Raw genomic sequence first — 25,116 nt, forward strand, 5'->3', positions numbered from 1 at the left:
GTCACTTGCGTTTGCGCTTCTTCAGGAGCAGGCGGGGCAGACCCGCCGGGATCGGCCGGCGGGTGATCGCCGGGGTCGGCAGCGGCGGCTCGGACAGGGAGTCGTCGGGCAGCGGCGCCGTCGTCCCGGTCGGCTCCAGGCGCAGCACCCGGCACTCGCGGGCCCAGCGGTCGGTCATGGCCTCGCCGTCGGGCGCGTTCAGCCGCTTGCCCTTGAGCTCGGCGACCGCCACGTCCCACGCCTCGGAGCCCGGTGCCAGCTGGGTGACCCGGGCCGTCCAGGAGACCAGGCGGCCCCCTTTGTCCTTGCTGCGGACCGTCACGCGGGCCTCGGACCCGTCGGCCAGGCCCGGCAGCGGCTGCTCCCCGGGCCCGTCGCCGACCAGGCACGCGGCACCCTCGTGCCACACGTGCCACAGGGCGCGCGCCGGGCCGTCGGGGCCCTGGACCCAGACGAGGCCGGACTTCTTCGTGGCCTCCTCGACGAGGGCCTGGCCGAGCAGCTCGCTTGTCATGGCCCCCAGCCTATCCACGCCGTTCACAGCCAGCCGTTCCGCTTCAGCGTGCGGTGGATGCCCAGACAGATGACCACGGTGATGCCCATGATCACCGGGTAGCCGTACCGCCAGTGCAGCTCCGGCATGTGGTCGAAGTTCATGCCGTACACCCCGCACACCATCGTCGGCACGGCGATGATGGCGGCCCATGAGGTGATCTTGCGCATGTCCTCGTTCTGCGCCACGGACGCCTGCGCGAGGTTGGCCTGGAGGATGGAGTTGAGCAGCTCGTCGAAGCCGAGCACCTGCTCCTGCACGCGGGCCAGGTGGTCGGCGACGTCCCGGAAGTACTTCTGGATGTCCGGGTCGATCAGCCGCATCGGCCGCTCGCTCAGCAGCTGCATGGGCCGCAGCAGCGGCGACACGGCCCGCTTGAACTCCAGCACCTCGCGCTTGAGTTGGTAGATCCGTCCGGCGTCCGAGCCGCGTGGCGAGCCCTTGCGCCCCGGGGAGAACACCTCGGTCTCGACCTCGTCGATGTCGTCCTGCACGGCGTCGGCGACCGCGATGTAACCGTCGACGACGTGGTCGGCGATGGCGTGCAGCACGGCCGAGGGACCCTTGGACAGCAGCTCGGGATCGTCCTGGAGACGGTGCCGCAGGGCCCGCAGGGAGCCCTGACCGCCGTGCCGGACGGTGATGAAGAAGTCCCGTCCGGTGAAGCACATGACCTCACCGGACTCGACGACCTCGCTGTTGGCGTCGAGCTGGTCGTGCTCCACGTAGTGGATGGTCTTGAACACCGTGAAGAGGGAGTCGTCGTAGCGCTCCAGCTTGGGCCGCTGGTGGGCCTGGACGGCGTCCTCCACGGCCAGCGGGTGAAGCCCGAACTCGCCGGCGATGCCGGAGAATTCGGCCTCGGTCGGCTCGTGCAGGCCGATCCACACGAAGCCGCCGTCGCGGCGCGCCAGGCGCACCGCCTCGTGCGGGGTCAGCGGGGCCTCGGTCTCGACGCGGCGGCCGTCCCGGTAGACGGCGCAGTCGACGACGGCGGAGGACGTCGCGGGGCTGCGGGTGGCGTCGTACATCCCACCGTCCTTGCGCAGCGACACGCGGGACGGACGGACGACGGCGCGCAGGTCGCGGATCATCGACATGGCGGGCTCCTTCGCGACAGGCAACGAAAGGCGCAGCACCCGACAGGTGGAACTACCCGGAATGAGGACGTTGGGACCGATGATGTTTGGCACGTCCACAAAGCGGGGAGCACCGCACCGTCGCGGTGGCGAGTCTCGTTACTGATTCAGCTTCTGAGGCAGATCAGGCAAAGCGAAACGAAGCGCTCTTCCGCGGTGAGGCGAGTGCGAGAGGTGGCGACCAGCCAGAGCCAGAACAGCTACGTCAGCGGCGGGAAGAGCGTGGTGCTACTGCACGGTCGACTTCGGTCCATTGCAGTCCCACCTCCTCCGGCCGGTCCCTCGTAAGGGAGTTCCTTCGGCGTCGGGGCTTGATCGCGACGCTTCTGCGTGCTGCCCCGAACCACCGGGCAAGAGTATCAGTCGCCCGACGTGTCAAGGCGCTTGTTTGCCCGCTACTGACGAGTTCTATGCTCGCCGCATGGCACATGTTCTTCCTCTGGTCGAAGCCCGGTTGCGTACCGCACTGGGCGAACCGGACGCGCGCGCGGCGGTCACCTTCCTGGGCACGGACCGCATCGAGGTGCTCCGCTTCCAGGAGGGGGACATCGTCCGCTACGCCACGCTCGGTATGTCCGAGCACCCCATGACGGACCCCACCTCGGTGGTCGCCGACCCGGTCAAGGGCCCCCGCGCCGAGCTGGTCCTGTCGGTGCGTGCCGGGCTGGCCGACACCGACAAGGTGCTCCGCCCGCTCGCCGTACTCGCCGCGTCTCCGCAGGTGGAGGGCCTGGTCGTGGCTCCGGGAGCCTCCCTCGACGTCGGCGGACCGCTGTGGCCCGGTGCCCCCTTCACCTCGGTCCTGGTCGCCGAGCCGGGCGGCCTGGTCGAGGACCTGGAGCTCGACGAGCCCCTCGACCCCGTGCGGTTCCTGCCGCTGCTGCCGATGACGCCGAACGAGGCCGCCTGGAAGCGCGTGCACGGTGCCCAGGCGCTCCAGGAGAGGTGGCTGAACCAGGGGACGGACCTCCGGGATCCGTCCCGGAAGTCCGTCCCGCTGGAGTGAGGAAGCTCACCAACCCTTGGCGGAGAAGCGTCAGTTGGCGAAGACGGCGACACCGTCCTCGGTCGCGTGCTTCGGTTCCAGCTCCTCGGCCTCGTGAGTGAGGGCCTTCCGCCGTACGACGACCACGAGTGCGCCCACGACCGCGGTGACCGCCGCCACGACGAACGGGATGTGGATGTCGGTCCACTCCTCGATCTTCGGCGCGAAGTAGGGAGCGGCCGCCGCCGCGAACCAGCGCACGAAGTTGTAGCCCGCGCTCGCCACCGGCCGGGGCGCGTCGGAGACGCCGAGGGCCAGCTCGGTGTAGACGGTGTTGTTCACGCCGATGAAGGCGCCGGACAGGATCGTGCAGACCACGGCGGTCGTGTGGTCGCCGTAGCCGAGCACGAGGACGTCGGCCGCGAGCAGCACCAGCGAACCGCCGAGCACCTTCAGCGAGCCGAGCCGCTTCTGGAGCCGGGGCGCAACGATCACCGAGAAGACGGCGAGCAGCACACCCCAGGCGAAGAACACCGCCCCCGACCGGTACGGGCTCATGTTCAGCACGAACGGCGTGAAGGCCAGCACGGTGAAGAACGTGTAGTTGTAGAAGAACGCCGAGACCGCCGCCGAGGCGAGGCCGCCGTGGCCCAGTGCCTTGACCGGGTCCAGGAGCGAGGTCTTGCGGGCCGGCTTGGGCTGTTCCTTCAGGAACACCGCGATGCACAGGAAGCCGACCGCCATCAGGAACGCCGTGCCGAAGAACGGGTAGCGCCAGCTGGCGTCCCCGAGCAGTGCGCCCAGCAGCGGACCGCACGCCATGCCGAGGCCGAGGGCCGACTCGTAGAGCAGGATCGCCGCCGCGCTCCCGCCGGCCGCCGCGCCGACGATGACGGCGAGGGCCGTCGAGACGAACAGCGCGTTGCCGAGACCCCAGCCGGCCCGGAACCCGACCAGTTCGCCGACGGATCCGGACGTGCCCGCGAGCCCGGCGAACACCACGACGAACGCGAGGCCGAGCAGCAGTGTCTTCCGGCCGCCGATCCGGCTGGAGACGAAGCCTGTCACCAGCATCGCGACGGCGGTGATGAGGAAGTACGAGGTGAAGAGCAGGGAGACCTGGCTCGTCGTGGCGTGGAGACCCTGGGCGATGGACGGCAGGATCGGGTCGACGAGTCCGATGCCCATGAAGGCGACGACCGACGCCCCGGCGGTCGCCCACACGGACTTGGGCTGCTTCAGGAGGCCGCCCGCTCCGGCGTCGAAGGGGTCCATTGCTTGCTCCCTTTCCCGAACGGAAGTGGTTGGTATATACACACACTATGTTAGCCAAGCTAATTAATGCAAGCTACATCTAGTGTGGGGGTGAAGGGTTCCGTCCGGTTGGGTGATCGTCCTTGACGCGACGGGGCGGGGGTAGGACCGTGGGGCCCTATGAGGGGCGAACCCAGTTGCCCGAAGTGCGGTGGCCGGGTCAGGGCTCCCGGCCTCTTCTCCGACTCCTGGCAGTGCGATGTGCACGGCACCGTCCATCCGGTGCAGCCCGTGATACCGCCCAGCGTCGACGCCCTCAACGTCGTGGTGCACCGCACCCACGTGCCGGTGTGGATGCCCTGGCCGCTGCCGGTCGGCTGGCTGTTCACGGGCGTGGCCTGCGCGGGGGACGACCGCACGGGCGGCCGCGCCACGGCCGTGGCCTGCACGGGGCCCGGCCCGCTCGGCGGGATGGGCGAGCTGATCCTGGTGGCGGAGGAGCTCGGCGTCGGACTCGGCGCGCGGTACGCGGGCATGGACGGTCCGGATCCGGGGCCGTACATCGACGTCGGGAAGCCGGCGCAGGCGAAGGTGCTGGCCGCGGGGCGTCCCACGCCGTTGTGGCATGTGTCCGGGGCGCCGGATGATCGTGCGGTTTTCGCCGGTGAGGCGCTTGGGATGTGGCTGTGGGCCGTCGTGTGGCCGGAGCAGTCCGGGCTGCTGATGTACGACGAGCTGGTGCTGGCGGATCTGCGGGAGGCGGGTGCCGAGGTGGAGTTGGTGCCCTGTGGGGCGCTGTCGCCGCGGTTGCTTCAGCCGTAGGGCTGTGTAGGGGGCGCTTCCTGGGTTCGGGTGTGACAGGGGTTGGTGAAAGTCCGGTTATCCTTGAGCAGCCCTGTTCGTCCCGTTCGTGTCTGGAGTCCGCGTCGTGCGTATCGATCTGCACACCCACTCCACCGCTTCCGACGGTACGGACGCTCCCGCCGATCTGGTGCGGAAGGCCGCCGCGGTCGGGCTGGACGTCGTCGCGCTGACCGATCACGACACCACCCGTGGCCACGCCGAGGCGATCGCCGCGCTGCCCGAGGGGCTCACGCTCGTCACCGGAGCCGAACTCTCCTGCCGGCTCGACGGCATCAGCATGCACATGCTGGCCTACCTCTTCGATGCCGAGGAGCCGGCGCTGCTCGCCGAGCGCGAGCTGGTCCGGGACGACCGGGTGCCCCGGGCGCGGGGCATGGTCGCCAAGCTTCAGGAGCTGGGCGTGCCCGTGACCTGGGAGCAGGTGGCGCGGATCGCCGGTGACGGGTCCGTCGGGCGCCCGCACGTGGCGACCGCGCTCGTCGAGCTGGGTGTCGTGCCGACCGTCAACGACGCCTTCACCCAGGACTGGCTGGCCGACGGCGGCCGGGCCTTCGTGGAGAAGCACGAGACCGACCCGTTCGAGGCGATCCGGCTGATCAAGAGCGCGGGCGGGGTCGCGGTGTTCGCGCATCCCGGAGCGAGCAAGCGGGGGCGTACGGTGCCGGAGGCCGCGATCGCCGAGATGGCCGCGGCCGGGCTCGACGGCGTCGAGGTCGACCACATGGACCATGACGCGGACACGCGTGCGCGGCTGCGGGGGCTGGCGAAGGAGCTGGGGCTCCTGGTGACCGGGTCCAGTGACTATCACGGCAGCCGGAAGACGTGTGTGCTCGGGGAGTACGCGACGGATCCCGAGGTGTACGGGGAGATCACGCGGCGGGCCTTCGGTGCGTTTCCCGTGCCGGGGGCTGGCGGGGTCTGAGGTCTCTGTCCCGTAGGTCCATTTGACGGCACCCGGCGTTGTCGGCTGTGCCCACCCGTTCCTCCCCCAGTGCCTTAAGGGCCTGGGGGTCCCCCAGGGGAACGCCTGCCCACAGCGGTCGCGGACGCCCGCTGCCCGCCCTCAGAACTCCCGCAAGGCCATCACACCCATGTTCGACCTCGCCGTTTTCGGCTCCCTGTTCCTGACCCTCTTCGTCATCATGGATCCCCCCGGGATCACCCCGATCTTCCTGGCGCTCACCGCCGGACGGCCCGGCAAGGTGCAGAAGCGGATGGCCTTCCAGGCCGTCTGTGTCGCCGGCGGTGTGATCACCGTGTTCGGGCTGCTCGGGCATCAGATCCTGAACTACCTGCACGTGTCCGTGCCCACGCTGATGATCGCGGGCGGGCTGCTGCTCCTGCTGATTGCGCTCGATCTGCTGACCGGCAAGACGGACGAGCCCAAGCAGACCAAGGACGTCAACGTCGCCCTCGTGCCGCTGGGCATGCCGCTGCTGGCCGGGCCGGGGGCGATCGTGTCGGTCATCCTCGCCGTGCAGAAGGCCCACACGGTCGCCACGCAGGTGTCCGTGTGGACGGCGATCCTCGCCATCCACGTCGTGCTGTGGCTGGTGATGCGCTACTCGCTGGTGATCATCCGGATCATCAAGGACGGCGGTGTGGTCCTGGTGACCCGGCTCGCGGGCATGATGCTGTCCGCCATCGCCGTGCAGCAGATCATCAACGGGGTCACGCAGGTGATCCAGGGGAGCTGAGGGACCGCCGCGTCACGCAGTGCGGGTGAGTACCGTGCCGATCTCCCTGGCCGGTCCCGCGTGGGCGAGGTACTCCTCGATCTTGTGCGCCCGGTCCCGCCCGTTCTGGACGGCCAGCTGCGTGAGCTTGCCCCACCGCTCGTCCTCCAGGGGACAGCCGACGGCGACCGCGTCGGTGGGGCACCAGACGTTGACCCAGTCACGCACCTTGGGCGGCCGGTGCGGGCCGCGGGCGAGGAGCCGCTCGTTGACGCCGTCCAGCCCGAGCGGGCTGCCCGCGGTGACCAGCAGTACGGGGTCGAGGCCGTCCGGGAGCCGGGTCAGCAGGTCCATGCCGACGACCGTGCCAAGACTGTGCGTGACCAGGACCAGTTCGCCCGTGGCGGGCATCGTCTCCAGGACGCTGTCCAGCACGGCCTGCCGCACCGAGCTGTCGCCGAGGTACAGGTCGACGTCCCGCAGGAACGTGGCGATGGTCCACTCGTCCAGGTCGGATCTGGCGGCGAGCCAGCTCAGCGGCCGGTGCAGTGCGCCGACCAGCCCCGCTCCGAAGCCCTCCGTGGCCGCCGGCCCGTTCTGGGGCATGCCGGCCCGGGCGGCCGCCTCGTACAGCAGATTCTCGTAGGAGCCGGTGGGCGATTCGGCGGCGAAGACCTCGGCGGCAGCGGCGGCGCTCACCTCGTCGAGTCCGACGGGCTGGGCCGTGCTCTCCCGGCCGCTCACGAGGTCGGCCAGTCTCGTGCCGTAGAACGGGAACCACACGTCCTCCGGGTCGACCGTGGGCAGTGCCGCGAGCGTGAGGCCCTGGTTCAGGCCGGACGTCCAGCTCCGCCGGAGGTCCTCGGGCTCCTTGCTCTGCTGGTCCCTGCCGTGCAGGAAGACCAGGTGCTGACGGCCGCCGAAGGCGGTGCCGCGGGCCGGACGTCCCTTCTTGGCACCCCGCGTCCGAGCATCGCTCTCGGTCATGGTCACCGTCACCGGGACGCCGGGGACCGACGGGGTCGTGATGCCGGGTACGGCCGCCGTGATTCTCTCCGGCTGAGGCGCGGGGGCGGCCGCGCTCTGGTCCAGACCGGAGTCCGGGCCCATCTCTGCCAGCAGCGCGCGGCGCCCGGGGTCGAGGTCCAGCCGGGCCAGGTGCTTCAGGATCGAGCTGATGCGGACGCCCTCGTTGGCGACCCAGTCGATGGCGTCGTCGCCGTCGCCCTGGCTCCAGGGCTGGCCGTCCTTCCGCAGGACGCGGCCCTGGTCGTCCTTCTTCGGTACGCCGCTGTGGTGGAGGGCCACGACCTCCCACTGGTCGTTGAAGACGGGGGAGCCGGAGTTTCCGGGGCGCGTGTCGGCCAGGTAGTGGACGAAGTCGTCCAGTCGTACCAGCACCGAGTTGTCGCGCAGAACGATCTCCTTGAGGCGCCCGTCCGGGTGACCGATGATGTTCACCTTCTCGCCCAGCACCAGCTTGCCGAGCTGCACGCTGAGCCGGTTCCAGCCGAAGATCTCGCCCGGCGGACGGCCGTCCTGGGCGGGCGTGACCGCCACCAGGGCGAAGTCCAGCCGTCTGTCCGCGGCGAAGAAGGTCCCCGGGTCGAGTTCCATGCGGACGGCGGTGTCGGGGACGTTGTCGACCGTCACCTGGGCGTGGAACTCCGCGAAGCACTGGCGGGCGAAGCCCTCGTCGGGCAGCACGTGGTGGTTGGTCATCATCAGCCGCGGCGAGACCAGGAAGCCGGTGCCGTGCGGAAGCTCACGGCCGTCGCGGCGCAGGGTGATCCGGGCGACCGTGGCTCCGGCCCTGACCCCGCGCGGCAGGAAGCTCCAGGCCTGGAGTTCGTTCGACAGGTTGATGATGCGTTCGTTGGTGTGGGGCAGGTCCAGGGCCTCGCCGTGGATGTCGGCCACCACCGCCGAGGGCGGAAGACCGCCCCGGTCGAGGATCCGTTCGGCGCGCACGGCGAGCGCGTCCGGGTTGTCCGGGAACCGCACACCGGCCGCCATCCGGCCTTCGACCCGCTCGCGCTCCGCGGTGGAGTCCTCGTACCGCTGCGCGGCCTCGGCCACGGCCTGCTCGTGCAGTTCCTCGTTCGACCGGCCCGTCACGGACATGTGGTCCACCGCCTCGCTCTCGCTGTCGCCGTTCCCCTCAGCCAGTACGCGCCCCACCAGGGAGGTCCGCAACAGCAAAGCCCCCGCACGGCCTATGCCGTGCGGGGGCTCGAAGTGTGGGAGAGCGGCGCGCGTTATGAGGCCGTGGTCCCGGCCGGGCGAATCCAGAGGCGCTGCCCTGTGGCGGCGGCCTGCTGGACGATGCGGTTGACGGAGGCGGCGTCCACGACGGTCGTGTCCACGGGCGTGCCGTCGACGTCGTCGAGGTGCATGATTTCGAAGCGCAAGGGCTTCTCCCTTCGTCTGGTCATCCTCCTGAGGAGAACTACTCGGTGGTCGGCCCACGAGGCAGCGGTGCCCGGTGTTCCATATGAGTCAACAGGACTGCACGGTTGAAACATTCCCTACGCTAAGGAAATTTTTCGAACTGCTAATTACTGAGCCGTAAGACTGTCGTTACGGGACCGATCGGGATCAGTTGTGTTCGCAGCGTGACGGCCAGGACAATGGAAGCGATGAACGACGACCTCGCGGCCCTGAGCGCCCGCATCGACCGCACCAACGAGCTGCTCCAGCGCATGCTCGCCGAGGTGGCGAAGACGCCCTCGACCCATGCGATCTTCGTCGATGCCGGGTACCTCTACGCGGCCGCGGGACGCCTCGTCGCCGGCACGGAGGACCGCCGGGCCTTCGACCTGGACGCCGAGGGCCTGATCGACGCGCTCATCGACACGGCCCGCACGATCTTCGCGGACAGCAGACTGCTGCGGGTCTACTGGTACGACGGCGCCCGCCGCCGCATCCACACGGCCGAGCAGCAGAGCATCGCGGAGCTGCCGGACGTGAAGGTGCGGCTGGGCAACCTGAACTCCAACAACCAGCAGAAGGGCGTCGACTCACTCATCCGCAGCGACCTGGAGTCCCTCGCCCGGCACCGCGCCATCAGCGACGCGGCCCTGCTCGGCGGCGACGAGGACCTGGTGTCGGCGGTGGAGGCGGCCCAGGGGTACGGCGCCCGCGTCCACCTCTGGGGCATCGAGGCGCCGGAGGGGCGCAACCAGGCGGAGCCCCTCCTGTGGGAGGTCGACAGCCAGCGCACCTTCGACCTCGACTTCTTCAAGCCCTACGTCTCCCGCCGCGCTGCCCCCGCCCACGAGACGACCACGGGCCGGCCCACCCGTGAGGACGTGCGGTTCGTCGGCGCGCAGATCGCGGCGAAGTGGCTGGCGGCCCGCGGCCGGGACACGCTGGTCGAGCTGCTGCCCGGCCACCCCTACCTGCCCGGCTCGGTGGACCAGGACCTGCTCGTGGAGGCGGAGGGCCTGTTGCAGTACTCGCTGCGCGGACAGGCGGACCTGCGGCGCGCACTGCGGGACGGCTTCTGGGACCACCTCCAGACGCAGTACTAGGCCGTGCGGGGTCCGGCCGTGTGGGTTCCGTCCCAGAAGTCGGCGAGGGCCTGGGCGGTCGGCAGGGGCTGATCGGCGCCCGGGGAGTGCTCGGCTCCCGCGACGACCGTGCGGTGCGCGTTCAGCCGTACGGCCATGTCGTCGAGGATCGCCACCGGCCAGGTGTCGTCGTGCGCCCCCGACAGGACGTGGAACGGCAGCGGCACGGCGGCGAGTTCGGCGACGCGGTCCGGCTCGGTGCACAACTGACGTCCGGTCGCGAGAAGTTGGGCGGGACTGTGGCCCAGCCAGCGGCGGCGCAGCTGCTCCGGGTCGCCGGGGCCGCGGGCGGGCCCGCCGACCTCCTCGGGCGGTCCCATGGCCTGGATGGCCCCCCACACCTCCTCCATCGACAGCACGGCGAGCGCGTCCCGCAGCAGCTTCACGCGCTGCTGCTGGGAGACGGAGATCTGCGCCGGGCCGGACGACATCAGGGTGAGGGAGAGGAAGGGGGAGTGGTCGAGCAGCACGGCCGCACGGGCGATCTGTCCGCCGAGCGAGTGCCCGACGAGGTGCACGGGCGCGCCGAGCGCCTGGGCCTGCGCGAGCACGTCCCGGGCCAGTTCCCGCTGGGCGTAGGCGGATTCGTCGTCCAGGGGACCGTCCGACTCGTGCTGCCCCCGCCCGTCCACCGCGACGACCCGGTACCCCCGCTCCGCGAGCGGCTCGTGGAGCAGCCGGAAGTCCTCCTTGCTCCCGGTGAAGCCGGGCAGCATCAGGACGACCCCCCTGTCCTCCGCCCCCGCCTTCGGCGACGAGTCGACGACGGCGAACTCCCCGCGGACTGTGCGCAGGGAGTAGGCGCGGGCGCCCGGGGGCGGGGTGAAGGTGGCTTGCCTGGTCACGGGGTGAGGGTAGCGGGTGGGGGCGGGGCGACGGGCAACAAGGACGAGGGGCGGGACACGCTCGGGAATGCCGATGGCCCGGCCCCACCACGCGGGTGGGACCGGGCCATCGGGGAGAGTGTCAGCCCTCCGTGGGCTCCGCGCCGGCCGTGGCCTTGCGGGTGCGGCGGGCCCTGGGCTTCGCCTCGGTCGCGTCGTCCGCGACGTCGGCGGAGGCTGCGGCCGTCGCGGTCTTCCGCGTGCGACGCGGCTTGGCGGCCTCCGGCTCCTGCCCGGCCTGAGCCGGGATGTCGGCGGGCTCGGTGACCTTGCGGGTGCGGCGGCGCGGCTTGGCCTCCGTGCCTTCGGCGGTGTCGGCTGCGGCCTCGGCGGCTGCGGCGGTCTTCCGCGTGCGGCGGGGCTTGGCCTCGGCGGTCTCGGCATCCGCAGCCGCGGCGGCCGTCTTCCGCGTACGGCGCGGCTTCGCCTCGGCCGCCTCGGCCGTGTCGACGCTCGCCTCGGCCTTGGCCGTCGCCTTGCGGGCACGCCGCGGCTTGGCCTCGGCGGCCTCCGGCTCCTGAGCCGTCTGGGCCGGGATCCCGGCGGCGACGGACTCGGCGGACTCGGCGGTGTCGACGGCCTTGCGGGTGCGGCGGCGCGGCTTGGCCTCCGTGCCTTCGGCGGTGTCGGCTGCGGCCTCGGCGGCTGCGGCGGTCTTCCGCGTGCGGCGGGGCTTGACGTCGGCGGTCTCGGCATCCGCGACCGACGCGGCGGTCTTCCGCGTGCGCCGGGGCTTGGCCTCGGCGGTCCCGGCCGCGTCGACGGCGTCCTCCGCCACGGCTGCGGCCGCCTTGCGCGTGCGGCGCGGCTTGGCCTCCGTGCCTTCGGCCGTGTCGGCTGCGGCTTCGGCCGCTGCGGTGGTCTTCCGCGTGCGGCGGGGCTTGGGCTCGGTGGCCTGCGCCTCGCCGGCGGCGTCCTCCGCCGGTGCCGTTGCCTTGCGCGTACGCCGGGGCTTCGCCTCGGCGGTCTCGGCCGTGTCGACGGCGTCCTCCGCTGCGGCGGTCGCCTTGCGCGTGCGGCGCGGCTTGGTCTCCGCGGCCTCGGCCGGAGCGGCGGGGGCCTCGGACGCGGCAGCCGTCTTGCGGGTGCGCCGCGGCTTCGTCTCCGTCGGCTCCGGCGCGGACTCGGTGGTGCCCTCGGCCGTGTCGAGCGCCGACTCGGCCGCGGAGGCAGCCGTGGTCCTGCGGGTGCGGCGGCGCGGCCTGGACGCGGGAGCCTCGGGCTGGTCCGCCACCGGGGCGGCCGTGACCGACGCGGCATCCGCCTCAGCCGGGGCCTCCGCGGCAGCCGACGGCGTCACCGCGGCCTCGGCCTCCACCGCCGGCGTCTCCGACCTGCGTGTACGGCGCCGTCGCGACGGTGCCGCCTCCGTGCTCGTGCCCTCCGCCGTCGCCACGGCGTTCTGCGCGGGCTCGGACGCGGGGGACCCGACCGCCGTGACCGGCGCCGACTCGGAAGAGGCGCCACCGCGGGTGCGGCGACGGCGACGCGGCGTGCGCGGAGCCGTCACGGCCTCCGCCTCGGCGGAGCCGCCCGTGGCCGTGGTGTCAGCAGTGGCGGTGCCGGTGGACTCCGGCGCTCCCTCCAGCGGCGTCCCGCCGCGCGTACGGCGGCGGCGTCGCGGCGTCCGGGCCGAACGCTCGCGGTCGGCCGACGGGGACTCGTCCCGGCCACCACGACCGCGGCCCCCGCGCCCGCGCGGCCCCCGGCCGCCCGTCTCGCCCAGGTCCTCCAGCTCCTCCGCGGCCAGCCCGGCGCGCTTGCGCTCCGAGCGCGGCAGGACGCCCCTCGTGCCCTCGGGGATGCCGAGGTCGGCGTAGAGGTGCGGGGACGTGGAGTACGTCTCCGGCGGGTCGTTGAAGCCCAGGTCCAGCGCCTTGTTGATGAGCTGCCAGCGCGGGATGTCGTCCCAGTCGACGAGCGTGATCGCGATGCCCTTGGCGCCCGCGCGGCCCGTACGGCCGATGCGGTGCAGGTACGTCTTCTCGTCTTCCGGCGACTGGTAGTTGATGACGTGCGTCACACCCTCGACGTCGATGCCGCGGGCGGCGACGTCGGTGCAGACGAGGACGTCCACCTTGCCGTTGCGGAAGGCCCGCAGGGCCTGCTCGCGGGCGCCCTGGCCGAGGTCGCCGTGGACCGCGCCGGACGCGAAGCCGCGCTGCTGGAGCTGGTCGGCGAGGTCCGCCGCGGTGCGCTTCGTACGGCAGAAGACCATGACCAGTCCCCGGCCGTCGGCCTGCAGTATGCGCGCGACCATCTCCGGCTTGTCCATGTTGTGCGCGCGGTAGACGTACTGCTTGGTGTTCGCGACCGTCTTGCCCGCGTCGTCCGGCGCCGTGGCGCTGATGTGCGTGGGCTGCGACATGTAGCGGCGGGCCAGTCCGATGACCGCGCCCGGCATGGTCGCCGAGAACAGCATCGTCTGGCGCCGGACCGGCAGCATGTTGATGATCTTCTCGACGTCCGGCAGGAAGCCCAGGTCGAGCATCTCGTCGGCCTCGTCGAGGACCAGGCACCTGACGTGCTTCAGGTTCAGCTTCTTCTGCCCGGCGAGGTCGAGCAGCCGGCCCGGGGTGCCGACGACCACGTCGACACCCTTCTTCAGGGCGTCGACCTGGGGCTCGTAGGCCCGGCCGCCGTAGATCGCGAGGACGCGCACGTTGCGCACCTTGCCCGCGGTCAGCAGGTCGTTGGTGACCTGCGTGCACAGCTCGCGGGTGGGGACGACGACGAGCGCCTGCGGGGCGTCGGTGAGGTCCTCGGGCTGGGCGCGTCCGGCCTCGACGTCGGCGGGGACGGTGACGCGCTCGAGGAGCGGGAGGCCGAAGCCCAGCGTCTTGCCGGTGCCGGTCTTGGCCTGGCCGATGACGTCCGAGCCCGAAAGGGCCACGGGAAGCGTCATCTCCTGGATGGGGAAGGCGGTGGTGATGCCGACGGCCTCCAGGGCCTCGGCCGTCTCGGGAAGGATTCCGAGCTCTCGGAACGTCGTAGTCAGGGTGCTGCCTCTTCTGTGTGGGCGGCGCGAGGCGAGCGCGGGGTCGTGTCGGACCGTGCCGGGGACGTCGGCTGCCTACGGGCGGCCGTAGAGCACGGGACCGCGCCGACGCTCTAGCGCTCATGCCGCTGAGGGTGTCCCCTCCGGGTCTCGTACGCACAGTGCCGTACGACCGGAGAGGGCTGTCGGGTCGGAGCCGATCGGGCCACCGACCGGGCATCCTCATACGTGCGGCCTGTCGAGGTACGTCGACGTACCAGCAGGCGCATTACCACCATACCCCGGAATCCCGCACATGCGATGGCCGATTCGGTGACGTAGTCGTCGTCACACTGATTGACCAGGGCCTTACGCCTCCCGACAGGCGGGCTATTGTGCGCTTCATGACGAGCTCTGACAAGCCTGAGAACGCCTCGGACACCACCGCCGCCCCGGCCGAACACACCGGAGTCGCCGCCCGGGACTGGGCGACGGCCTCCGCCGACCCGCAGTACCGCGCCGCGGTCGTGGACCTGCTCGGCGCGCTCGCGTACGGGGAGCTGGCGGCGTTCGAGCGGCTCGCGGAGGACGCCAAGCTGGCGCCGACGCTTGGGGACAAGGCGGAGCTGGCGAAGATGGCGTCGGCCGAGTTCCACCACTTCGAGAGGCTGCGCGACCGGCTCGCCGAGATCGGGGAGGAGCCGACGCGGGCGATGGAGCCGTTCGTCGCGGCCTACGACGGCTTCCACAAGCAGACGGCCCCCTCGGACTGGCTGGAGGGCCTCGTCAAGGCCTACGTCGGCGACTCCATCGCCAGCGACTTCTACCGGGAGGTCGCCGCCCGGCTCGACTCCGACTCCCGCGGCCTGGTGCTGGCCGTGCTCGACGACACCGGGCACGGCGGCTTCGCCGTGGAGAAGGTGCGTGCCGCGATCGACGCGGACCCGCGCGTGGGCGGGCGGCTCGCGCTGTGGGCGCGGAGGCTGATGGGCGAGGCCCTGTCGCAGTCCCAGCGGGTGGTCGCCGAGCGGGACGCGCTGTCGACCATGCTCGTGGGCGGTGTCGCGGACGGCTTCGACCTCGCCGAGGTCGGCAAGATGTTCTCCCGGATCACCGAGGCGCACACCAAGCGGATGGCTGCGCTGGGCCTGGCCGCGTAGCGCTCTCGCGCAGCGGCGGCGGGCGCCGGGGGGTTCCGGCTGTGTCCCGCGGCCGCGGTCCGTTGCCGGCGGGGCGCGCAGGTCACCGCGCCCCGGTCGGCCGCGGCTACGCCGTCGCTGATCGTCGGCGCAGGCGCCCCGAGGGGCGCAGCAGCAGCGACAGCGACGCCACCGAGACGATCACCGCGCCGAGCAGCACCAGCAGCCAGTGCCCGGCGTCCAGCGCGCTGTGCATGACGAAGGCCCCGAAGAGGGCGCCGGCCACGCCGGTCGACAGCACCAGGGGCCGGGACGGGAGGCGGTGTGCCAGGCGATGCGTGGCCGCCCATGCCAGGGCCAGGCCCAGGATCGCGGAGCTCAGCGCTTCCAGGAGCATGTCGGGGTCCCTCCCACATGGCCTGCCCGAATCGGTCGTAGCCCGTCATACCCCTGACCTGCGGAATCCAATCCACCTTTGGGGGCGAACCGTGCTCCATCCGTGACGGAAGCCGTGTGCCGCACGGAGTGCCGCGGGGCAGAGGAAACGCGAACGGGGCGGGCCGGCCGACAGCCGCCCCGCCCCGTCCACACATGCGCCTACAGAGCGCCGAAGCCCACCTTGCGCGGGGCCGGCTCACCGATCTCGACGTACGCGAGACGGTCGGCCGGGACCAGGACCTTGCGGCCGTGCTCGTCCACGAGGCTCAGCAGCGGCGACTTCCCGGCCAGCGCCTCGGACACCGCCCGCTCGACCTCCTCGGCACTCTGACCGCTCTCCAGAACGATCTCGCGGGGCGCGTGCTGCACGCCGATCTTGACCTCCACGGCTATGTCCCTCCGACGGTCAGTGATGTGCGCGACCTTCCGCGCCGTACGCAGCACACATTAGCCCGGTGAGGGGACCGGCATGCTCCGCCCGAGAACGCCACGAGCGAACAGCGGGCGGGAACAAGGCGGCCGTCAGTGGTGCTGCTGGTCGGTTCCGTGCAGCGGGAAGCCCGCGATGCCGCGCCACGCCAGCGAGGCGAGCAGCTGTACGGCCTGGTCGCGCGGCACGCTGCGGTCGCTGTGCAGCCAGGACCGGGCCACCACCTGGGCGAGGCCGCCCAGCCCCGAGGCGAGCAGCATCGACTCCGCGCGCGACAGGCCCGTGTCCTCGGCGATGACGTCGCAGATCGCCTCCGCGCACTCGTTCGTGACCTTGTCGACGCGCTCGCGCACGGCGGGCTCGTTGGTCAGGTCCGACTCGAAGACCAGACGGAAGGCGCCGCCGTCGTCCTCGACGTACGCGAAGTAGGCGTCCATCGTCGCCCGGACGCGCTGCTTGTTGTCGGTCGTCGACGCCAGCGCGTTCCGTACGGCCTGGATGAGCGACTCGCAGTGCTGGTCCAGCAGCGCGAGGTAGAGGTCGAGCTTGCCCGGGAAGTGCTGGTAGAGCACCGGCTTGCTGACGCCGGCACGCTCCGCGATGTCGTCCATCGCGGCCGCGTGGTAGCCCTGGGCCACGAAAACCTCCTGGGCGGCACCCAGGAGCTGGTTCCGTCGGGCACGGCGCGGCAGGCGTGTGCCCCGCGGGCGAACCGCCTCTGTCTGCTCGATGGCTGTCACGCCGCCTCCCATGTTCGTCCATGTGCGGATCTGGCCGCGTCGCCATCGTACTTTTCAGTAACCGTGGTGTGCGCGGTGAGAGCGCAGAATTTCACGGACCGGACGGTTACGAAAGCGGTTGAGAAGGTTTCAAACAGGGTTAGAGCGGGCAAAATGCGGCTCCTTTCCTGCTCGGTGATGCTCCCTGTCGCCACCCGGCGGCGTGCGTCACCGGTAGTCGTCCTCGTCGAGAGAGACGATCCGGGCCTGCTCCACCAGGTCTGCCTCATTGGCGCGGTCGGGATCGACGCGGGTCAGCGGGTCGTCGCGGTTCGGCGCGACGTCCGTGTGCTGCTCGGCGGCGTCGACCTCGGGGGCCTCGACGTCGTACTCCGGCGTCTCCGGCGCCTCCTCGGCCTCGAACGTCTCCGGGTCTGTGGGGTCTACAGCCATGGTGGGCTCCCTTCCTACGAACGTCCCTGGGAATGCAGGGGCCACACGCGGGTGCCCTCTCTACGAGCCTAGGAGACACCCGATCCGGACGCTATGCGATCCGCGTCCGGGAGGTGACGCAGTGCGCATCCCGTCGAATGCTTCTCGTGTGCCCTGCTTTTCCCAGGTGCCTCCCCGCGCTCGGCTGTCCTTCCGCTCTCCCGCGCCTTCCCCGTGTCCGCCTCATGTGCCCGCCCCGCATGGCCGATTCCTGTGATGGCGAACACATGAGCCACTACGTGATCGTCTCGTAACATTGCCGCATGTCTTCGACCGAGCTGCCGTTCGTGCCGCCCGCCAATGTGCTGCCGAAGGTGGGGACCGTCAGGGTCGCCGAGGGCGAGCGTCTCAGGTCGGTCGAGCTGCCCGGGATCACGCTGACGGTGCGGTCGAGGCCTCCCGCGCGCGAGGGGCTGGCCCCCGCGCTGTACGTGCACGGACTCGGGGGTTCCTCGCAGAACTGGTCGGCGCTGATGCCCCTGTTGGCCGATGTCGTCGACAGCGAGGCCCTCGACCTGCCGGGCTTCGGCGACTCCCCGCCGCCGGACGACGGCGACTACTCGGTCATGGGGCACGCGCGTGCGGTCATCCGGTACCTCGACGCCACCGGCCGCGGGCCCGTGCACCTGTTCGGCAACTCGCTCGGTGGCGCCATCACCACCCGTGTCGCCGCGGTACGGCCCGATCTGGTCCGTACGCTCACGCTCGTGTCGCCCGCTCTGCCCGAGATCCGAGTGCAGCGCACCGCCGTGCCCACAGCGCTGCTGGCGGTGCCCGGTGTCGCCCCGCTCTTCACCCGGCTGACCCGGGACTGGACCGCGGAGCAGCGCGTCCGTGGCGTGATGGCGCTGTGTTACGGGGATCCGGGGCGGGTGACGCCGGAAGGATTCAGCAACGCCGTGCACGAGATGGAGCGGCGACTGCGGCTACCGTACTTCTGGGACGCGATGGCGCGTTCCGCACGCGGGATCGTCAACGCGTACACGCTGGGTGGCCAGCAGGGACTGTGGCGCCAGGCCGAACGGGTTCTCGCGCCGACCCTCCTCGTCTACGGTGGCCGTGACCAACTGGTCGGCTTCCGGATGGCCCAGAGGGCGGCCCGGGCGTACCGCGACTCGCGGCTGGTGACATTGCCGGACGCGGGGCACGTGGCCATGATGGAGTACCCGGAGACGGTGGCCATGGCATTTCGTGAACTCCTCGAAGACGCGGGGGAGTCGGGAGAGCGGCGAGCGAGGAAGGCTCGCGCGGACGAGGCCGTCGACGAAGCAGGAACCGACGAGAGCATGGGGGGCTGAGGCGCGACGTGGGACGCCACAGCCGCCGTGGGCCGGTCGCCAAGGGCGACACCGCGGACACAACCGCAGTACGGGACGGCCGGGCCGGGACGGGACAGCGACCGGAGCAGGGCCAGGCGCCGGGCACGAGCCGGGAAGGCCGGACGGCCCCGCCCCGCGGCGCCTCGCCGGGCGGCTGGCCGCCGCCGGGTGCGGGCCCTCATCGGACGCCGGGGCCTCGGTCAGCGCCGGTGGACGGGACGCCCGCGCACGGGATGCCGCGTCTTCCGGACGGCTGGCTGCCGGACGGCACGCCCGTGCACGGCGCTCCGCGCCTGCCCGACGGCACCCCGGCGCGGGGGCTGCCCCGCTTTCCCGACGGCACGCCGGCGCGCGGTGTCCCACGCCTGCCCGACGGGACTCCGGCGCAGGGAGTTCCGAGGCTTCCTGACGGGACTCCGGGGCGTGGTGGTCCGCGTCTTCCGGACGGTACCCCCGCGCGCGGCGTCCCCCGGGTTCCTGACGGGACGCCGGCGCACGGCACTCCCGCGCACGGCTTTCCGCAAGCGCGTGGAGGCCATCCCGAGCAACGGGAAGCCGGAGGCGGCTGGGGTGAGTTGAGGGCCGGTGGCGGTGCTCCCATACCGCGGCAGCGGCGGGCTTCCGTGCCCGGGCCGCGGCAGGAGTATCTCAAGGCCTTCGACGAGGAGGACGACGTCTTCGCACCCCGTACGCCCGCCTCCGCACACGCGGCGGACGCCTACGCCTCCGTCACGGACTGGAACGAGGGCGCCCCGGCCGGCATCCGCTCCGACGATGACGACGATGACGACGCGGCGCCCACCGGCACTCCCGCGCCGGTCAAGGGCGCCAAGGGCCGTACGTTCACCGGCATCGCGGCCGCCGCCGTGACCACCGTGCTGGCCGTGATCGTCGCCGGTCAGGTCACCGACGACCCCGGTGGCGCCGATGTGCAGTCGCAGTCCGCCACCGATCAGGCCCGCGACCTCCGGGGCTCCTCGCCCCGCGCGGACGGGCGGGCGCCCGCACCGCACGCCGGCGTGAAGCCGCTGACGTACGACGAGAAGATGGGCAAGACCTATCCGCTCGGGGCCACGTTCAAGGGCTCGGGCAAGTTCGACGCCGTGCCCGGAATCGCCACGGGGCCGGGTACGGGGCAGAAGTTCACCTATCGCGTGGACGTGGAGCAGGGACTCGGGCTCGACGCCGAGCTGTTCGCCGAGGCCGTGCAGAAGACGCTCAACGACCAGCGCAGCTGGGCCCACAACGGCGCGCGCACCTTCGAGCGGATCTACTCCGGCAAGCCCGACTTCGTGATCACGCTCGCCAGCCCCGGCACGACCGCCGACTGGTGCGCCAAGTCCGGTCTGGACACCACCGTGGACAACGTCTCCTGTGACTCGGCCGCCACCGAGCGCGTGATGATCAACGCCTACCGGTGGGCGCAGGGCTCGGAGACGTACGGCGACAAGATCCACGCCTACCGGCAGATGCTGATCAACCACGAGGTCGGCCACCGCCTCGGCTACGGCCACGTGACCTGCGACAAGGACGGCGGGCTCGCCCCGGTCATGCAGCAGCAGACCAAGTTCCTCGACCACGACGGCATCCGCTGCCGGGCCAATCCCTGGCCCTATCCCGGAAGCTGACGGCGTCACAGGGGCGATGCGCGTAACGCGTCGAGTCGGCCGCGTCATGACGATCCGTGCCCGGTTGATCTCCTAGCGCGACGGAACGCGATCCGCACGCGAAAGTTACGACCGTTCACCCCTTTTGGTGGCGCGACGGACAACCGTCCGTCGCGCCACCGCCTTGTCCGCATACGTTCGTCCCGCTGCGAGCCGCCGGGCAACGGCGGCTCCCCATACGGGAGATCGGGGGTGCACTCGTGCGCATCGGACTGCTTACGGAGGGTGGCTATCCGTACGTGAGCGGTGACGCCAGGCTCTGGTGCGACCGGCTCGTGCGCGGGCTCGGACAGCACGAGTTCGACGTCTACGCGCTCAGCCGCAGCCAGCGCCAGGAGGACGAGGGCTGGATCCCGTTGCCGCCGAACGTCTGCAGGGTGCGCACCGCACCGCTGTGGATGACCGAGGACGACGAAGCGGTCCTGGGCCGCCGCGCGCGCCGGCGTTTCGCCGAGTGCTTCGGCGAGCTGGCGGCCGTGCTGAGTGGGGCTACCGGGGGTGCGCCGACCGCCGCCAAGGGGTCTTCCGCGGGTACGTCGACCCCTGAGGCGGACCGTTTCGCCAACGCTCTGTACGGGCTCGCCGAACTCGCCCGCGAGGAGGGCGGCCTGGTGGGAGCTCTCCGCTCCGAGGCCGCCGTACGCATCCTGGAGCGCGCCTGCCGTGCGCCCGGCGCCCATCGCGCGGCGCGCGAGGCACGCGTACCGGATCTGCTCGCCGTGGCCGCACACCTGGAACGCGCCCTGCGCCCCCTCTCCCTCGACTGGTACGAGGACGCCGGACTTGGCGCGGTCGACCTCTGCCACGCCGCGTCCGGTGGCCCGGCCGCCCTGCCCGGCCTGCTGGCCCGCCACTTCACCGGCGTGCCCCTGCTGGTCACCGAGTACGGCGTGCGCCTGCGCACCCACTACCTGACCGCCCCGGACGCCCCGCCCGCCGTACGGTCCCTGCTGGCGGTCTTCCACGGCAGGCTCGCGGCCGAGGCCTACGCACGGGCCGAGATCGTCACGTCCGGCAACACGCACGCCCGCCGCTGGCAGGAGCGCTGCGGCGCCGACCGCGAGAAGCTCCGCACGGTCTACCCCGGCATGGACGCCCGGCCCTTCGCCGAGGTCGGCGAATCCCCCGAGTGCGCCGACCCGGACACGCTCGTCTGGGTCGGACGCGTCGAGCCCGCCAAGGACCTCGTCTCGCTGCTGCACGCCTTCGCGGAGATCCGCAAGCGGCAGCCCAAGACGCGTCTGCGCATCGTCGGAACCCCCACCGGGTCCGAGGGCACGGCCTACCTCGGCCACTGCCGCACCCTGGCCGCCCAGCTCTTCCCCGACGAGGCCGAGGGGCCCCACGCCGACGGCGACAACCCGGTGTCCTTCGAGGAGATCGGCGGGCCCGAACTCCCGGCCCCCGCCGACGCCTACGCCTCGGGCGCCGTGACCGTCCTCTCCAGCGTCGTCGAGGGCTTCCCGGTCAACCTCGCCGAGGCCATGCTCTGCGGACGCGTGACGGTGTCGACGGATGTCGGCGCGGTCGTGGAGGTCATCGGCGGCACCGGGCTCGTCGTACCGCCGCGCAATCCGCGGGCGCTCGCCGAGGCGTGCGTGGCGCTGCTGCGCGATCCCGAGCGCCGTGCGCGTCTGGGTGCCGCCGCCCGCGCCCGCGCCCTCGAACTGTTCACGGTCGAGCAGAACATCGAAGCGTTTCACGGCATCTACCTGGAGATCGTCTCGCGGGCGCCGATCCGCCGCGTGGCCCTCGACGAAGCAGGGGCGCCGCTGCCCTTCGCGGTGCCCGCCGAGGACCACGTCCCGATCCGCTGGGCCGCCCCGTCGCCCAGCCTCGTCACCCGCGACGGCCCCGGCTGGGCGACGGGCAGACCCGTACGCGCGACCACTCCCGTCCCCGCCCCTGAGGGAGCACGATGACCGGCTTGGGCGAACTGGACCGCCCGGAGACCCCGACGAGTCCCAAGGCGTGGGACGCCGGCTCGGAGCGGGCGCCGAGCCCCGCCGCCACGCCCGCGACCACACCTGCGTCCGCACCCGAGGCGGCCGCCGGCCCCAAGCCCTCCGCCCCGCGTCGCGGCGCCGCCGATCCCGTGAAGGCGCTGATGCACCGTCACCGGGAGCTCTGCGAACGCGCGGTGGATCCCCTCGAGATCGCGGCGGGCCTGGAGGCGCACGGCATCACCGACCGCACCGCCGCCCGATTCCGCCACCGGGACGTCTTCTCCCTCGCCGAGGAGATGTACGCCCGGGTCTCCCGCGACGGTGACGCACCTCCGTCCTCCGCGCCCACCGCTCCACGGGCACGCGCCGACTGGGCCCTGCTGACGCTCCTGCCGGGCACGCTGTGCGCCGCCGCCGTGGCCGCCGTACACCTCACCCACGGCCAGGCGCGCCTGGTCGCGGCGGCGTCCGGCACCCTCGCCGTGGCCCTCGCCCTCCGCGCGGCCCTGTGCCGAGGCCCCCTGAGCAGACCCGACCGCTCAGCCCCGGGCAGGGCCACGACCTGGACCGCATGGCTTCTCGCCTACGCCGTCCTGGGCAGCGGCCTGCTCGACAGCGCTGTCGCCGGAGGCCCCGACGGCCTGCCCACCGGCACGGCCGACGGCCCCTGGCCCCTCACGGCCGTCCCCGTCCTGGCCCTCACCCTGGCCTGCGCGCCCGCCGCCTGGACCGCCCACTTCTTCACCGCGCGGGCCCACCGCAAACTCGCGGCCAGCCGCGGCCTGGAGGACTTCGCCGCCGCCGTACGACCGCTCCTGCTCGGCGCGTTCGCCCTGTTCCTGGGTGCCCTGGCGGCCCTGCTCACCCTCTGCGCCGCGGTCCTCGACGAGCCCGCGGCCTACGCGGAGGCCCTCACCCTGGGCGCCCTCCTCTTCCTGGCCCGCCTCCTCACCACCCACGGTTTCGCCTACGCCCCGGCCGTGGTCCTCACCGGCACGGCCACGATCCAGGCGGCCGCCCTCGCAGCGGTCTTCACCTCCCGCCTCCCCGGCTGCGGCTTCCTGGCCGCCCCGGTCGAAGCCCTCGTCACCACCTGGGGTGCCGGCAGCGTCCCCACCCTCGCCTGCGGCGCGGCGGCCCTGGCCCTCCTGGTCCACGCGACCCGCAAGCTGACCAGGGCCTCGGCCCACGCACCACCGGACCCCTCCCGGTGACCGCCGCTGCCACCGGCCCCGTCGCCACCGGCAGCACCCGTCACATCCCTTCCTTCCGCCTCAAGGAGAACCCGCATGACCACCCGCCCAGCAGCCCCTGCCGCCCCGGGAGCCGCGCGATGAGAGTCCTGCTGATCGGAGCCAACGGCTACATCGGGCGCTTCGTCGCCGACCGCCTGCTCGCCGACCCGGCCGTGCAGCTCACCGCCCTCGGCCGCGGTGACGACGCCGACGTCCGCTTCGACCTCGCGTCCGGCAGCCCCGGCGCCCTCACCCGCTTCCTCGACGCGGTCCACCCGGGCGTCGTCGTCAACTGCGCCGGCGCGACCAGGGGCGGTGCCCGCGAGCTCACCCGCCACAACACCGTCGCCGTGGCCACCGTCTGCGAGGCCCTGCGCCGCAGCGGCTGCGGTGCCCGGCTGGTGCAGATCGGGTGCAGCGCCGAGTACGGTCCCAGCCAGCCCGGCTCCTCCACGGCCGAGGACGCCGTCCCCCGGCCCGGCGGCCCGTACGGCGTCAGCAAACTCGCCGCCACCGAACTGGTCCTCGGCTCCGGCCTGGACGCCGTTGTCCTGCGCGTCTTCTCACCCGCCGGACCCGGAACCCCCGCCGGCTCCCCGCTGGGCCGGCTCGCCGAGGCCATGCGCCGCGCCATGCAGTCCGGCGACGGCGAGCTGAAACTCGGCGGCCTCGGCGCGCAGCGCGACTTCGTCGACGTCCGGGACGTGGCCCGTGCCGTCCACGCCGCCTCGCTCTCCGCCGCGCAGGGCGTCATCAACATCGGCTCCGGCCGCGCCGTACGCCTGCGCGACGCCGCCGCTGTCCTCGCCCGCGTGGCCGGATACGGCGGCGCCCTCCACGAACTCGACGGCCCTCCCGGCGCCCTGCGCACGGCCATCGGCCACCCCCGACCCGACCCGGACCACGCGCCCACGGTCGCGTACCCGTACCCGGACGGCTGCGGAAGCTGGCAGCAGGCCGATGTGCGCACCGCCCGCGACCGGCTCGGCTGGCGTCCCCGGATCGGCCTGGAGGAGTCCCTCGCCGACATCTGGATGGAGGCGGCATGCCGCATCTGACCAGGACACGACCACGCACCTCCGGCACGGAACTCCGCCCCGGCGTCGGGGTCCCCGGCTACGCGCACCCCCTTCTCGCCCCCACCGAGTGGGGCGAACTCGCCCGCCCCGGCACCCCGCTGCACTGGGTGGTCCTCAACGTGGCCGACGGCCCCGGCGCCCGCCCCGACCCGCACTGCCTGGAGGCGGCCGGCCGCCTGCGCAACGCGGGCATGCGCGTCCTCGGCCACCTCGACACCCGGTACGGCACCCGGAACTTCGGGGAGCTGGTCTCCGAAGCTCACCGGTTCGTCGACTGGTACCAGGTCGACGGCTTCCTCCTGGACCGCTGCCCGGCGGATCACGGCGGGTTGCCCGAGGTGCGCCGCACGGTCGCCACGCTCCGCGTGATCCGTGACGATGCCCACATCGTCCTCGGCCACGGCATCCACCCGCACCCCGGCTACGCCCAGCTCGCCGATCAGTTGGTCACCTTCTCCGGCCCGTGGAGCGACTACCGCTGGTCGCAGGTGGCCGAGTGGACCGCCGACCATCCGCCCGAGCGCTTCTGCCACTTCGTCCACGGAGTGCCCCGCCCGCATCTGGGGGAGGCACTGCGCATCGCCCGCCGGCAGGGCGCCGCGACGATCTGGTTCACCGACCGCACGGACCAGGGCGGCCGCACCGACCCCTGGGAGGCCATGCCCGGCTACTGGGACGAAATCGTCTCGCTGGTCGGAACAGGTGTCTCGGAATGAAAAAGCGCATGGCACTGTTACGGGGAGAACAA

23 protein-coding genes are annotated in these 25,116 nt (G+C 72.2%); 12 read left to right on the plus strand and 11 right to left on the minus strand.

The features are described 5' to 3' along the window. Position 1: 1 nt before the first annotated feature. Together ABFX81_RS17915 and ABFX81_RS17920 are read right to left on the minus strand one after the other, a co-directional pair. Positions 2-514 carry a hypothetical protein gene (locus tag ABFX81_RS17915; RefSeq protein WP_086847253.1) on the minus strand — a complete coding sequence of 171 codons (513 nt, stop codon included), beginning with the start codon at positions 512-514 and terminating at the stop codon, positions 2-4. Between the two features lie 23 nt (positions 515-537). Next, complete coding sequence (locus tag ABFX81_RS17920) at positions 538-1,653, minus strand: CorA family divalent cation transporter (protein WP_086847255.1); 1,116 nt, start codon at positions 1,651-1,653, stop codon at positions 538-540. Between the two features lie 460 nt (positions 1,654-2,113). Between ABFX81_RS17920 and ABFX81_RS17925 the strand changes: the two genes are divergently transcribed. Beyond that, complete coding sequence (locus ABFX81_RS17925) at positions 2,114-2,698, plus strand: suppressor of fused domain protein (RefSeq protein WP_086847257.1); 585 nt, start codon at positions 2,114-2,116, stop codon at positions 2,696-2,698. A 30-nt stretch (positions 2,699-2,728) separates the two neighbouring features. On the opposite strand, the gene ABFX81_RS17930 is transcribed toward ABFX81_RS17925, so the two are convergent. Next, entirely contained in the window at positions 2,729-3,952 is a 1,224-nt protein-coding gene (locus ABFX81_RS17930; protein WP_086847259.1) for an MFS transporter, read from the minus strand. A 159-nt stretch (positions 3,953-4,111) separates the two neighbouring features. Here ABFX81_RS17930 and ABFX81_RS17935 point away from each other — a divergent pair, with 159 nt between their 5' ends. From ABFX81_RS17935 to ABFX81_RS17945, 3 genes are all read left to right on the plus strand, one after another. Further along, a complete protein-coding gene (locus ABFX81_RS17935; protein ID WP_086847261.1) occupies positions 4,112-4,753 on the plus strand; it encodes a DUF6758 family protein in 642 nt (213 codons plus the stop codon). Between the two features lie 106 nt (positions 4,754-4,859). Continuing rightward, positions 4,860-5,717 (plus strand): PHP domain-containing protein, encoded by an 858-nt coding sequence (locus ABFX81_RS17940; protein WP_086847263.1) that lies wholly within the window; start codon positions 4,860-4,862, stop codon positions 5,715-5,717. A gap of 169 nt (positions 5,718-5,886) precedes the next feature. Next, positions 5,887-6,492, plus strand: a complete 606-nt coding sequence (locus ABFX81_RS17945) for a MarC family protein (RefSeq protein WP_086847265.1) — start codon at positions 5,887-5,889, stop codon at positions 6,490-6,492. A gap of 12 nt (positions 6,493-6,504) precedes the next feature. Here the strand turns inward: ABFX81_RS17945 and ABFX81_RS17950 are convergent, their stop codons facing one another. After that, entirely contained in the window at positions 6,505-8,652 is a 2,148-nt protein-coding gene (locus ABFX81_RS17950) for a trypsin-like serine peptidase (protein ID WP_346138315.1), read from the minus strand. A 77-nt stretch (positions 8,653-8,729) separates the two neighbouring features. Beyond that, positions 8,730-8,906, minus strand: a complete 177-nt coding sequence (locus ABFX81_RS17955; RefSeq protein ID WP_167337993.1) for a hypothetical protein — start codon at positions 8,904-8,906, stop codon at positions 8,730-8,732. A 204-nt stretch (positions 8,907-9,110) separates the two neighbouring features. Here ABFX81_RS17955 and ABFX81_RS17960 point away from each other — a divergent pair, with 204 nt between their 5' ends. Then, entirely contained in the window at positions 9,111-10,004 is an 894-nt protein-coding gene (locus ABFX81_RS17960) for an NYN domain-containing protein (RefSeq protein ID WP_346138316.1), read from the plus strand. On the opposite strand, the gene ABFX81_RS17965 is transcribed toward ABFX81_RS17960, so the two are convergent. Both ABFX81_RS17965 and ABFX81_RS17970 read right to left on the minus strand, forming a co-directional pair. Beyond that, a complete protein-coding gene (locus tag ABFX81_RS17965) occupies positions 10,001-10,888 on the minus strand; it encodes an alpha/beta fold hydrolase (RefSeq protein ID WP_086847269.1) in 888 nt (295 codons plus the stop codon). The two genes, ABFX81_RS17960 and ABFX81_RS17965, sit on opposite strands and share 4 nt — an antisense overlap. Positions 10,889-11,009: 121 nt before the next feature. Further along, positions 11,010-13,832, minus strand: coding sequence for a DEAD/DEAH box helicase (locus ABFX81_RS17970; protein ID WP_346138318.1), 2,823 nt, complete (start codon positions 13,830-13,832; stop codon positions 11,010-11,012). A 476-nt stretch (positions 13,833-14,308) separates the two neighbouring features. Between ABFX81_RS17970 and ABFX81_RS17975 the strand changes: the two genes are divergently transcribed. After that, a complete protein-coding gene (locus ABFX81_RS17975) occupies positions 14,309-15,064 on the plus strand; it encodes a ferritin-like fold-containing protein (protein ID WP_346138319.1) in 756 nt (251 codons plus the stop codon). A gap of 106 nt (positions 15,065-15,170) precedes the next feature. Here the strand turns inward: ABFX81_RS17975 and ABFX81_RS17980 are convergent, their stop codons facing one another. From ABFX81_RS17980 to ABFX81_RS17995, 4 genes are all read right to left on the minus strand, one after another. After that, positions 15,171-15,440 (minus strand): hypothetical protein, encoded by a 270-nt coding sequence (locus ABFX81_RS17980; RefSeq protein WP_086844346.1) that lies wholly within the window; start codon positions 15,438-15,440, stop codon positions 15,171-15,173. A gap of 200 nt (positions 15,441-15,640) precedes the next feature. Then, positions 15,641-15,868: a DUF3107 domain-containing protein gene (locus tag ABFX81_RS17985; protein WP_086844348.1), complete on the minus strand. Its 228-nt coding sequence runs from the start codon at positions 15,866-15,868 to the stop codon at positions 15,641-15,643. Positions 15,869-16,003: 135 nt separating this feature from the next. Continuing rightward, positions 16,004-16,651 carry a TetR/AcrR family transcriptional regulator gene (locus ABFX81_RS17990; RefSeq protein ID WP_020269805.1) on the minus strand — a complete coding sequence of 216 codons (648 nt, stop codon included), beginning with the start codon at positions 16,649-16,651 and terminating at the stop codon, positions 16,004-16,006. A 207-nt stretch (positions 16,652-16,858) separates the two neighbouring features. Continuing rightward, positions 16,859-17,083 carry a hypothetical protein gene (locus ABFX81_RS17995; RefSeq protein WP_086844350.1) on the minus strand — a complete coding sequence of 75 codons (225 nt, stop codon included), beginning with the start codon at positions 17,081-17,083 and terminating at the stop codon, positions 16,859-16,861. A gap of 302 nt (positions 17,084-17,385) precedes the next feature. On the opposite strand from ABFX81_RS17995, the gene ABFX81_RS18000 reads away from it, so the two are divergent. The 6 genes from ABFX81_RS18000 (at position 17,386) to ABFX81_RS18025 (ending at position 25,084) form a co-directional block, all read left to right on the plus strand. Further along, entirely contained in the window at positions 17,386-18,420 is a 1,035-nt protein-coding gene (locus tag ABFX81_RS18000) for an alpha/beta fold hydrolase (protein WP_086844352.1), read from the plus strand. Positions 18,421-18,428: 8 nt separating this feature from the next. Further along, positions 18,429-20,069 carry a DUF3152 domain-containing protein gene (locus ABFX81_RS18005; RefSeq protein ID WP_086844354.1) on the plus strand — a complete coding sequence of 547 codons (1,641 nt, stop codon included), beginning with the start codon at positions 18,429-18,431 and terminating at the stop codon, positions 20,067-20,069. A 239-nt stretch (positions 20,070-20,308) separates the two neighbouring features. Continuing rightward, the gene (locus ABFX81_RS18010; protein WP_086844356.1) at positions 20,309-22,030 is read left to right on the plus strand and encodes a DUF3492 domain-containing protein; all 1,722 of its coding nucleotides are present in this window, start codon (positions 20,309-20,311) and stop codon (positions 22,028-22,030) included. Continuing rightward, the gene (locus ABFX81_RS18015; RefSeq protein ID WP_086844358.1) at positions 22,027-23,268 is read left to right on the plus strand and encodes a hypothetical protein; all 1,242 of its coding nucleotides are present in this window, start codon (positions 22,027-22,029) and stop codon (positions 23,266-23,268) included. Before ABFX81_RS18010 ends, ABFX81_RS18015 begins: the two co-directional genes overlap by 4 nt. 119 nt (positions 23,269-23,387) lie before the next feature. Further along, positions 23,388-24,347, plus strand: coding sequence for an NAD-dependent epimerase/dehydratase family protein (locus tag ABFX81_RS18020; RefSeq protein WP_086844359.1), 960 nt, complete (start codon positions 23,388-23,390; stop codon positions 24,345-24,347). After that, the gene (locus ABFX81_RS18025) at positions 24,335-25,084 is read left to right on the plus strand and encodes a spherulation-specific family 4 protein (RefSeq protein WP_086844361.1); all 750 of its coding nucleotides are present in this window, start codon (positions 24,335-24,337) and stop codon (positions 25,082-25,084) included. Before ABFX81_RS18020 ends, ABFX81_RS18025 begins: the two co-directional genes overlap by 13 nt. The last annotated feature ends 32 nt before the right edge of the window (positions 25,085-25,116 follow it).

It is taken from the genome of Streptomyces coeruleofuscus (genome assembly GCF_039532725.1).
GTDB classification, from domain to species: domain Bacteria; phylum Actinomycetota; class Actinomycetes; order Streptomycetales; family Streptomycetaceae; genus Streptomyces; species Streptomyces coeruleofuscus.

Excerpts from the sequence above, each read along its gene's own strand:
- ABFX81_RS18020 (WP_086844359.1), top strand. The coding sequence starts at position 23,388 with ATGAGAGTCCTGCTGATCGGAGCCAACGGCTACATCGGGCGCTTCGTC.
- ABFX81_RS18015 (WP_086844358.1), top strand. The coding sequence starts at position 22,027 with ATGACCGGCTTGGGCGAACTGGACCGCCCGGAGACCCCGACGAGTCCC.
- ABFX81_RS17955 (WP_167337993.1), bottom strand. The coding sequence starts at position 8,906 with ATGACCAGACGAAGGGAGAAGCCCTTGCGCTTCGAAATCATGCACCTC.
- ABFX81_RS17915 (WP_086847253.1), bottom strand. The coding sequence starts at position 514 with ATGACAAGCGAGCTGCTCGGCCAGGCCCTCGTCGAGGAGGCCACGAAG.
- ABFX81_RS18000 (WP_086844352.1), top strand. The coding sequence starts at position 17,386 with ATGTCTTCGACCGAGCTGCCGTTCGTGCCGCCCGCCAATGTGCTGCCG.
- ABFX81_RS17995 (WP_086844350.1), bottom strand. The coding sequence starts at position 17,083 with ATGGCTGTAGACCCCACAGACCCGGAGACGTTCGAGGCCGAGGAGGCG.
- ABFX81_RS17925 (WP_086847257.1), top strand. The coding sequence starts at position 2,114 with ATGGCACATGTTCTTCCTCTGGTCGAAGCCCGGTTGCGTACCGCACTG.
- ABFX81_RS17980 (WP_086844346.1), bottom strand. The coding sequence starts at position 15,440 with ATGCTCCTGGAAGCGCTGAGCTCCGCGATCCTGGGCCTGGCCCTGGCA.
- ABFX81_RS17930 (WP_086847259.1), bottom strand. The coding sequence starts at position 3,952 with ATGGACCCCTTCGACGCCGGAGCGGGCGGCCTCCTGAAGCAGCCCAAG.
- ABFX81_RS17975 (WP_346138319.1), top strand. The coding sequence starts at position 14,309 with ATGACGAGCTCTGACAAGCCTGAGAACGCCTCGGACACCACCGCCGCC.
- ABFX81_RS17960 (WP_346138316.1), top strand. The coding sequence starts at position 9,111 with ATGAACGACGACCTCGCGGCCCTGAGCGCCCGCATCGACCGCACCAAC.
- ABFX81_RS17935 (WP_086847261.1), top strand. The coding sequence starts at position 4,112 with ATGAGGGGCGAACCCAGTTGCCCGAAGTGCGGTGGCCGGGTCAGGGCT.
- ABFX81_RS18025 (WP_086844361.1), top strand. The coding sequence starts at position 24,335 with ATGCCGCATCTGACCAGGACACGACCACGCACCTCCGGCACGGAACTC.
- ABFX81_RS17970 (WP_346138318.1), bottom strand. The coding sequence starts at position 13,832 with ATGACGCTTCCCGTGGCCCTTTCGGGCTCGGACGTCATCGGCCAGGCC.
- ABFX81_RS17945 (WP_086847265.1), top strand. The coding sequence starts at position 5,887 with ATGTTCGACCTCGCCGTTTTCGGCTCCCTGTTCCTGACCCTCTTCGTC.
- ABFX81_RS17920 (WP_086847255.1), bottom strand. The coding sequence starts at position 1,653 with ATGTCGATGATCCGCGACCTGCGCGCCGTCGTCCGTCCGTCCCGCGTG.